Annotated in this window: 6 protein-coding genes; 3 read left to right on the plus strand and 3 right to left on the minus strand. The window is 64.3% G+C overall.

The features are described 5' to 3' along the window. Nucleotides 1-129: 129 nt before the first annotated feature. Entirely contained in the window at nt 130-3,960 is a 3,831-nt protein-coding gene (locus RTH46_RS07860; RefSeq protein WP_153788655.1) for an EAL domain-containing protein, read from the minus strand. A gap of 236 nt (nt 3,961-4,196) precedes the next feature. Between RTH46_RS07860 and RTH46_RS07865 the strand changes: the two genes are divergently transcribed. The 3 genes from RTH46_RS07865 (at nt 4,197) to gdhA (ending at nt 8,201) form a co-directional block, all read left to right on the plus strand. Next, nucleotides 4,197-4,610, plus strand: coding sequence for a hypothetical protein (locus RTH46_RS07865; protein ID WP_153788654.1), 414 nt, complete (start codon nt 4,197-4,199; stop codon nt 4,608-4,610). Between the two features lie 294 nt (nt 4,611-4,904). Further along, nucleotides 4,905-6,572: an energy-dependent translational throttle protein EttA gene (gene ettA, locus RTH46_RS07870; RefSeq protein WP_153788653.1), complete on the plus strand. Its 1,668-nt coding sequence runs from the start codon at nt 4,905-4,907 to the stop codon at nt 6,570-6,572. 288 nt (nt 6,573-6,860) lie between these two features. Then, nucleotides 6,861-8,201 (plus strand): NADP-specific glutamate dehydrogenase, encoded by a 1,341-nt coding sequence (gdhA, locus tag RTH46_RS07875; protein ID WP_316905367.1) that lies wholly within the window; start codon nt 6,861-6,863, stop codon nt 8,199-8,201. A gap of 71 nt (nt 8,202-8,272) precedes the next feature. Here the strand turns inward: gdhA and RTH46_RS07880 are convergent, their stop codons facing one another. Both RTH46_RS07880 and RTH46_RS07885 read right to left on the minus strand, forming a co-directional pair. After that, the gene (locus RTH46_RS07880; RefSeq protein WP_153788651.1) at nt 8,273-8,809 is read right to left on the minus strand and encodes a GreA/GreB family elongation factor; all 537 of its coding nucleotides are present in this window, start codon (nt 8,807-8,809) and stop codon (nt 8,273-8,275) included. Nucleotides 8,810-8,877: 68 nt separating this feature from the next. Continuing rightward, nucleotides 8,878-9,234 carry a hypothetical protein gene (locus tag RTH46_RS07885; protein ID WP_316905368.1) on the minus strand — a complete coding sequence of 119 codons (357 nt, stop codon included), beginning with the start codon at nt 9,232-9,234 and terminating at the stop codon, nt 8,878-8,880. Nucleotides 9,235-9,424: the final 190 nt, after the last annotated feature.

The raw sequence follows: 9,424 nt of genomic DNA on the forward strand, positions 1-9,424 counted from the left end.
TTCAGTCGCGACGATATACCTGTGGGAGCGGGTTTACCCGCGAACACCGGCTATGCCGGTGCCATGCGCCGTGTGGCCTGCTTCGCGGGTAAACCCGCTCCCACATGGATCGCACCAGCCTGCAGCAACTCACTGGAACATGAACAACGTCTCGTTGCTGAACTGCGCTTCGAACTGGTTGGCCGGCATCGGCCGGCCGAACAGGTAGCCCTGTACTTCGTCGCACCCATGCTCGCGCAGGAACTCCAGCTGCTCGTGGGTTTCCACGCCCTCGGCGATCACCGCCAGGTTGAGGCTGTGGGCCATGGCGATGATCGCCCGGGCGATCTGCGCGTCCTGCTCGCCCTCGGGCAGGCCGTCGACGAAGGTGCGGTCGATCTTCAGCACGTCGATGGGGAACTGCTTGAGGTAGTTGAGCGACGAGTAGCCGGTGCCGAAGTCATCGACCGCAATGCTCAGGCCAAGGTTCTTCAGGCTGTCGAGGATCTGCATGGCCTCGTGGACTTCACGCATCAGGATACTTTCGGTCAGTTCCAGCTCCAGGCATGCCGGCGGCAGGCCGGTTTCTTCCAGGATGGTGGCGATGCGCGTGCCAAGCTGGCCATCGGAGAACTGCCGGGCAGAGATGTTCACCGACACCTTTGGTACCCGCACCTTGGCCAGGTGCCAGGCCTTGAGTTGGCGGCTGGCTTCGCGCAGCACCCAGTCGCCGACGTCCACCACCAGCCCCAGCTCCTCGATCACCGGGATGAAGTCGCCCGGCGGTACCAGGCCGCGGGTCGGGTGGCGCCAGCGCAGCAGCGCCTCGGCACCGGTCAGGCGTTTTCCGTCGCCGCTGAACTGCGGCTGGTAGTAGAGGATGAACTCGTTCTGCTCCAGGGCGTGGCGCAGGTCGCTCTCCAGCTCCAGGCGCTCCAGGGCGCTGGCGTTCATGTCCGCCTGGTAGAACTGGAAGTTGTTCTTGCCACGCTCTTTGGCGTGGTACATGGCGGTGTCGGCGTTCTTCATCAGCTGGCTCAGCTCGCTGCCGTCCTGAGGGCTGAGGGCGATACCGATGCTGGCGGTGACGAAGAACTCGCGGTTCTCCAGCACGAACGGGGTGACCAGGCTGCCGAGGATGTTCTCGGCGACGTGGATGGCGCGGTTGAGTGCCAGTTCGCGGGTAGCCTTGGGTTGCAGCAGCAGGGTGAATTCATCGCCGCCCATGCGCGCCACGGTGTCGTCGTCGTCGACACAGGCCAGCAAGCGCTCGGCCATGTCCTTGAGCATGCGATCGCCCGCGGCGTGGCCGAGGGAGTCGTTGATCGGCTTGAAACGGTCGAGGTCGAGGAACATCAGCACCACCCAGGCCTTTTGTCGTTCGGCCTGCTGCAGGGCGGTGTACAGGCGGTCCTGGAACAACGTGCGGTTGGGCAGGTGGGTGAGGGCGTCGTAGTAGGCCAGGCGGTGGATGCGCTGTTCGCTGGCCTTGCGCTCGCTGATGTCGGTGAAGAAGCACACGTAGCTGGCCAGGTCGCCTTCGTCGTCGAGTACCGCGGTGATGCCGACCCAGGCCGGGTAGTGCTCGCCGTTGCGGCGCTTGAGGAACACTTCGCCTTCCCAGCTGCCGCGCTGGTTGAGCTGCTTGAGCACGTAGCCCAGGTGGGCGTCCTGCTGGTGTTCGACGGTGAGCATGCCCGGCAGCTGGTCGAGCACTTCGGCGACCGCATAGCCGCTGACTCGGCTGAACGCCTCGTTGGCCTGGACGATGTAGCCGGCCGGGTCGGTGATCAGAATCGCCGAGGTGGAGTGCTCGAATACCGTGGCCGCCATGCGCAGGTCCTTCTCGGCCCGGCGCTGCTGGCTGATGTCGCGGCCCACGCCGAGTACGCCCTCGAAGCGCTCATGCTCGTCCCACACCAGCACCAGGCGCAGCTCGATGGGGATCTTGCGGCCGTCGGCGCGCAGGCAGTCGAACAGGAACAGTTGCGTGGGCAGGGTGGTGCGCAGCTGGGCCAACTGCTGCTGGTCGCCGAGGGCCTTGCTGACCCGTTCCATCAGGCCATAGACGCCAGTGAGCTGTGCCGGGTTGGCGACGATCGATTGCCAGCCGTTGGCGAAGATCCAGTCGGCCTGGTAACCGAGTACCGCCTGCACCGAAGGGCTGACGTAATTGAGCTGCAACAGGTTGTCGGTGGAGAAGATCACGTCGCTGATACTTTCGGCGAGCATGCGGTAGCGCTGCTCGCTGTCGCGCAGCGACGCGCTGGCCTCGATCTGCACGGTGACGTCCTTGCCCACACCGATGATGCGGGTGATCTGGCCGTCGCTGTCGCGGGACAGCACTTGCTCGCGAATTTCATAGCAGCGCCAGCCGCCGTCGCGGTGGCGGAAGCGCAGCTGGCAGTACAGTGACTGTTCACGGTTGCTATCGAGCTGCTGCCGGCGCAGCGTCTGATAGTGCTCGGCGTCCTCGGGGTGCAGCAGCAACTCCCAGAAGCGCTCGCCCATCTGCGCCAGCTCCGCGCGGTCGTAGCCCAGGGTCTGGCCGAGGTGGCGGTTGCTGAAGATCATCCGCTGGCTGTGCACGTCCTGCACATAGAGCTGGTCGGGCACGGTGCGGACCACGTCCGACCAGAAACTCTCGCGTTCGAGCAACGACAGTTCCACCTGCTTGCGGCTGGTGATGTCGCTGATGCTCAGGATCACCGCCTGGTAGTCACGGCGTTGCTGCGGCAGGCGCACCATCAGCCACAGGTGCAGTTCGCCGCCCAGCGGGGCCGGCAGGCGCACTTCCAGTTCGAGCTGGCTGCGTTCTTCGATCAGCGCGTCGATCAGCTGCATGCCGACGCTGTCGCGGCCGTCGCCGCTGCCATCGATCAGGCGTTGCCAGGCGCCTTCATTGCTATCGACGTTGAGCAGTTGGCGGGCGACCTGGTTGATTTCCGTGATCTTCAGTTCGGCCAGCAGCGAGCGGCGCAGGTTCGGCTCCAGGGCCAGGCTCTGCTTGAGCGCGGCGCGGTTGCGCAAGTGGTAGCGATCGAGCTGGCCGGGCAGGCTGGAAAGGTCGAGCACGCACAGGGCCACGCCGGTGCCCTCGAAGATCTCCTGGTAACGCCGCCGGTCCTCCTGCAAGGCGCGCTGGCGGCGGCGCATGTTGATCAGCGCCAGGACCGGCAGCAGGGCGCAGAACAGCACCAGCACGCATTTGCCGATCAGCGCCGGAAGCAACTTGCCACGGGCCAGGCCTGCGTCGAACAGGCCGCGCAGCTGCCAGCTGCTGTTGTCGATGTAGGCCAGCATCACGCTCTGCAGTGGCTCGCCGCTGGTGGTTGTCGGGCCGTGGCGCTCTATCACCTCGCCGTTGCGGCTGTTTTCCAGCAACCACAATGGGTGGCCGGGGCCATCCAGGTGTTGGGCCAGCTCCTTGTAGTAGTCGGGGCTCAGGCGCAGCAGCCAGTAGCCGCGGTCCTGCTCGGCGGGCTGGCGCAGCAGCAGGTAGACCCGTGTGTTGTCTGGGCTGCTGGTATAGAAGAAGGCGCGCCCCTGGTTGAGTTGCAGGAGCTCGTCAATCAGTGGGCGATCGTCGCTGTCGGTCAGGGTGTCGACCAGGGTCTGGCCATTGCTGTCCAGCCAGGCCAGATGCTGCAGGGCAGGCAGGCGCGCCTGCAAGGTGTCGAGCAGGGTCGGCAGGGCGGCGGGCGCCGGGGTTTTGACGTAGGGCTGGACCAGGTTCAGCGCTTGCTGTGCCTTGAGCGCCATGTTCAGGCTCAGGTGGTCGGCCAGTTCCGCGCTGGTCGTCAGGCTTTGCTGGCGAAGGTCGGCCTGGGTATGGCGGAACTGGGTGAACAGTTGCCACAGCAGCAGGCCCAGCAACACCAGCGCCAGCAGGGCCAGCGCCCCTTTCAGCGAGCCGCGCAGGTGGGTGCCGGTCTTGGCAGCAGCGGGGCGCAGGGGTGACGGATGCGTGAGATTGGTCAAGCGTTGGTCCTGCGATTGGGCTGACGGCAGGGAGGGCGCATGCACGGCGCATGCCGTGGCCAGGCAAGCCGTCGGGCGCACTATAAGCCGCTAATGTGAAGCCGCCTAGCATGCCTTCAAACATGGCAAAGTGCCAGTGGGTGTGACCGCAGCCGGTCATGCCGGTTCGGCAAGCCCCTGCATCCTGTGCGAGAATGCCGGCCGCTACATAGTCAACGCATCGGAGAAGTAAGGTTTTGGTTACCCACTATTCCACCAATGGTCTTGATTCTGCCTGTGGGCGCAGCAGTCAGACCCTGGTCAGCACTGCCGCGGCCGAGGACGTATCCTGCAAGACCTGCCAGCGCTCGCTGGCCAAGCCGGACGCGGCTGCTGCCAGCCTGAACAAGACGCCGTCGCTGGCCGAGCTGCGCAAGTCGGCCAAGGCGGCCAAGGCCGCCGCTGAGCCTGTTGCCGAAGTTGCCGTGCAGCCGCTCGCCAAGCCTGCCGCCGCACCCGCCAAGGCAGTGAGCAAGCCGGCCACCCAGCAAGCCGACAAGCCTGCCCGCAGCGGCGGCTTCAGTGTCAAGTCGGCCTGGGCCGCACGCCTGGCCGAGCAGTCGGACCGTTGCCGTCTGCCGCGTGGCAAGGCCAGGCAGTCGCACGTCTGAGTCCTGCCAGACGCCACTGGCCTCATCGCGGGCAAGCCCGCTCCCACAGGTATGTCCAAGCCCCTCGGGGCGCTGCGAACCCTGTGGCGGCGGGCTTGCCCGCGATGAGGTTCTGACAGGCCATCGCTGTCACTCCAGCCCCAAGGGCTTGGCCAACGCGCGACCACTCTGTGCAATGCCGCAGCTTGGCGTAGAATGGCCCACTTTGTTCAATGACACCCCGTAAACACATCCCCCGGGCAACCGCCTCGGGCGTACGTCGATGTCTTTACCTATCTGATAGAGGGCTTGGTTTTGGCTCAATACGTCTACACCATGCATCGGCTGAGCAAGGTCGTGCCGCCGAAGCGGGAAATTCTCAAGAATATTTCCCTGTCGTTCTTCCCGGGCGCCAAGATCGGCGTACTCGGCCTGAACGGCGCGGGTAAATCGACGCTGCTGCGCATCATGGCGGGCGTCGACAAGGAATTCGACGGCGAAGCCCGTCCGATGCCCGACATCAACGTCGGCTACCTGCCCCAGGAGCCGCAGCTGGACCCAACCAAGACCGTGCGTGAAGTGGTCGAGGAAGCGGTCAGCGTGATCAAGGACGCCCAGGCCCGCCTGGACGAGGTCTACGCCGCCTACGCCGACCCGGATGCCGATTTCGACAAGCTGGCCGCCGAACAGGCCAAGCTCGAAGCCATCCTGCAGGCCGCCGACGGCCACAACCTGGAGCGCCAGCTGGACGTCGCCGCCGACGCCCTGCGCCTGCCGGCCTGGGAAGCGAAGATCGAACACCTTTCCGGTGGTGAAAAGCGCCGCGTGGCCCTGTGCCGCCTGCTGCTGTCGGCCCCAGACATGCTGCTGCTGGACGAACCGACCAACCACCTGGACGCCGACTCGGTGGCCTGGCTGGAGCGCTTCCTGCACGACTTCCCCGGCACCGTGGTGGCGATCACCCACGACCGTTACTTCCTCGACAACGTCGCCGGCTGGATCCTCGAACTGGACCGCGGCGCCGGTATCCCGTACGAAGGCAACTACTCGGGCTGGCTGGAGGCCAAGTCGGACCGTCTGGCGCAGGAATCCAAGCAGCAGAGCGCCCACGAAAAAGCCATGAAAGAGGAACTGGAGTGGGTGCGCAAAGGCGCCAAGGCCCGCCAGTCCAAATCCAAGGCTCGTCTGCAGCGCTTCGAAGAGATGCAGTCGCAGGAGTTCCAGAAGCGTTCCGAAACCAACGAGATCTACATTCCGGCCGGCCCGCGCCTGGGCGACAAGGTCATCGAGTTCAAGAACGTCACCAAGGGCTACGGCGACCGCGTGCTGATCGACAACCTGTCGTTCGCCATGCCTAAAGGCGCCATCGTCGGCGTGATCGGTGGTAACGGTGCCGGTAAATCGACCCTGTTCCGCATGCTGATGGGCAAAGAGCAACCGGACTCGGGCAGCATCGAGATCGGCGAAACCGTGCAACTGGCCTGCGTCGACCAGAGCCGTGAGGACCTGGACGGTGGCAAGACCGTGTTCCAGCAGGTCTCCGATGGCTCCGACATGATCAAGATCGGCAACTACGAGATCCCGTCGCGCACCTACGTCGGCCGCTTCAACTTCAAGGGCGGCGACCAGCAGAAGTTCGTCAAGGACCTGTCCGGTGGTGAGCGTGGCCGTCTGCACCTTGCCCTGACCCTGAAGGAGGGCGGCAACGTCCTGCTGCTCGACGAACCGTCCAACGACCTCGACGTTGAAACCTTGCGTTCGCTGGAGGAAGCCCTGCTGGACTTCCCGGGCGCCGCCATCGTGATCTCTCACGACCGTTGGTTCCTGGACCGTGTGGCCACCCACATCCTGGCGTATGAAGACGACTCGAGCGTGGTGTTCTTCGAAGGCAACTACACCGAGTACGAAGCCGATCGCAAGAAGCGCCTGGGCGATGCCGCTGCCCAGCCGCACCGTGTGCGTCACAAGAAGCTGGCCCAGTAAGCCGGTTTTCGTTGCACAAGAATGGGGCCCTCAGGGGCCCCATTTTTGTGCCTGTCATAAAATGTTTTGGCGGGTCTCGTGGGAGCGGGCTTGCCCCGCGATAGCAGGCATCTGGCTGATCGCGGGGCAAGCCCGACCCCACAAAATCGCTCAAAAACTTGTATACAGTTATAGAAAACGCACCAAATAATTTCATAAAAACGACATTTCGCCCTGTTCCAGTGCGATTGGTTCTTGGTACATTCCCGAAAAAACCAATAAACAATCCCTCTTGGTGAGATGTCTACCATGACTGAATCTGTCGACGCCTTCCTGGCCCGTCTGCAACAGCGCGACCCCGCTCAACCCGAGTTCCACCAGGCGGTGGAAGAGGTGCTGCGCAGCCTGTGGCCCTTCCTCGAAGCCAACCCTCACTACCTCAAGGCCGGCATCCTCGAACGCATGGTCGAGCCCGAGCGCGCCGTGCTGTTCCGCGTGTCGTGGGTGGATGACCAGGGCAAGGTACAGGTCAACCGCGGCTACCGCATCCAGATGAGCAGCGCCATCGGCCCGTACAAAGGCGGCCTGCGTTTCCACCCGTCGGTGAACCTGGGCGTGCTCAAGTTCCTGGCCTTCGAGCAGGTGTTCAAGAACTCGCTGACCTCGCTGCCGATGGGCGGTGGCAAGGGTGGCTCGGACTTCGATCCGAAGGGCAAGAGCGGCGCTGAAGTGATGCGCTTCTGCCAGGCGTTCATGAGCGAGCTGTACCGCCACATCGGCGCCGACCTCGACGTGCCGGCCGGTGACATCGGCGTGGGTGCCCGCGAGATCGGCTTCATGTTTGGTCAGTACAAGCGCCTGGCCAACCAGTTCACCTCGGTGCTGACCGGCAAGGGCATGACCTATGGCGGCAGCCTGATCCGCCCCGAGGCCACCGGCTTCGGCTGCGTGTACTTCGCCGAAGAGATGCTCAAGCGCCAGGACAAGCGTATCGATGGCCGTCGCGTGGCGATCTCGGGTTCGGGCAACGTTGCCCAGTATGCCGCACGCAAGGTGATGGACCTGGGTGGCAAGGTGATCTCGCTGTCCGACTCCGAAGGCACGCTGTTCTGCGAAGCCGGTTTGAGCGATGCCCAATGGGATGCGCTGATGGAGCTGAAGAACGTCAAGCGTGGCCGCCTCAGCGAGCTGGCCACGCAATACGGCCTGGAGTTCCGCAAGGGCCAGACGCCATGGGCCTTGCCGTGCGACATCGCCTTGCCATGCGCCACCCAGAACGAACTGAACGCCGAAGACGCCCGTACCCTGCTGCGCAATGGCTGCATCTGCGTGGCCGAAGGCGCCAACATGCCGACCACCCTCGACGCTGTGGATATCTTCATCGAGGCCGGCATTCTCTATGCGCCGGGCAAGGCGTCCAATGCCGGTGGCGTTGCCGTGTCGGGCCTGGAGATGTCGCAGAACGCCATGCGTCTGCTGTGGACTGCGGGCGAGGTGGACAGCAAGCTGCACAACATCATGCAGTCGATCCACCATGCGTGCGTGCACTATGGCCAGGAAGACGATGGCAGCATCAACTACGTCAAGGGCGCCAACATTGCCGGCTTCGTGAAAGTCGCCGATGCCATGCTGGCGCAGGGCGTGGTCTGATCTGAGGCACGTGGGAGCGGGCTTGCCCCGCGATGCTGTTGGATCAGGCTACGAAGTTTGCCTGGCTGGCGCTATCGCGGGGCAAGTCGGGTCGCCGCACCGCCGCTCCCACAAGGCTCGTCGTCAATTTCTAATACCTCGATCACCTGATTCCCCGCCGGCCGCTGCCACAGAACTTCATCCCCAGGCCCGGCCCCCAGCAGCGCCCGCCCCAGTGGCGACCCCCAGTTGATCAATCCCTGCGTCGCATCGGCTTGATCCTCCCCCACCAATTGCACTCGATGCTCCTGGCCGTCTTCATCGACAAACCGCACCTGGCTGCCAATCTGTACCTTCTCGCAGGACCTGGCGGCGGGCACTACCTGCGCGCTCTGCACGCGGGCAGTGAAGTAACGCAGGTCACGTTCGGTATCGGCCAACTGCTGTTTGTCAGCGCGCTCACCCTGGGCCTGCAGCTCAGCCCGCCGGGCATTGAGCACGGCCACCCGCTGCTGCAGCAGGGCCAGGCCCGTGGCAGTGACATAGTTGGGCTGGTCGCTGACCCTGCGCTCCACCGGCTGGTCGGCCTGGGCGGCGGCCTGGTCCTCGTTGACGAATGCTCGGCTCATGCGTGGCCTCCTTGTGCTGGAGACCATGGTGGCAGGTTGTGGGTTGCAGCGGTTGTCCGTTTGCGACGTCAGTTGCGGCGATAGGCACGGGCGGCGCCCTGGTCCTTCTCGCGCTGCCAGTCGCGGTCGCGTTCGTCCCAGTAGCGGTCATGGTACTGGCGCTGTTCTTCGCTGTTCTGCATGGCCTGGCATTGGCGAAAGCCGTCGTCCCAGCCGCTTTCGTACTGGCGGTTGTGCAGATAGCGCACAACGTCCTTGCGAAAGTCGCCGGCCATCGGCCCGGCGGCCTGGCGGCCGCTGCTGCAGCCGTCCTGGAAGCCGTCGGCGTAGGCGGGGGGATAACCTTGATTGACCATCTGTTCGTGAGTGGTCTCGCAGCCTGCCAACAGCAACAGGACACACAGGCCCAGCCAGTACCGCGACATATCCACAAGACCCTTGGAGTGATGGTGGGGAGTCTAGGGGCTGGTTTGTCGGGCCAATGTCAAAACAGCGTCAAAGAGTCGGTTGGTTTTCATCGAGGAGCGTACTACCTGCTTCGCCGGTGCGATTTACCCGCGAACACGGGCATAGCCCGTGCCAGGCACCGAGGTGCCATCTTCGCGGGTAAACCCG

It is taken from the genome of Pseudomonas sp. zfem004, assembly GCF_032621715.1.
GTDB lineage: Bacteria > Pseudomonadota > Gammaproteobacteria > Pseudomonadales > Pseudomonadaceae > Aquipseudomonas > Aquipseudomonas sichuanensis.

What these genes read in the sequence shown, in the direction of transcription:
- gdhA (WP_316905367.1), top strand. Translation starts at nt 6,861, where the DNA reads ATGACTGAATCTGTCGACGCCTTCCTGGCCCGTCTGCAACAGCGCGAC.
- RTH46_RS07880 (WP_153788651.1), bottom strand. Translation starts at nt 8,809, where the DNA reads ATGAGCCGAGCATTCGTCAACGAGGACCAGGCCGCCGCCCAGGCCGAC.
- RTH46_RS07885 (WP_316905368.1), bottom strand. Translation starts at nt 9,234, where the DNA reads ATGTCGCGGTACTGGCTGGGCCTGTGTGTCCTGTTGCTGTTGGCAGGC.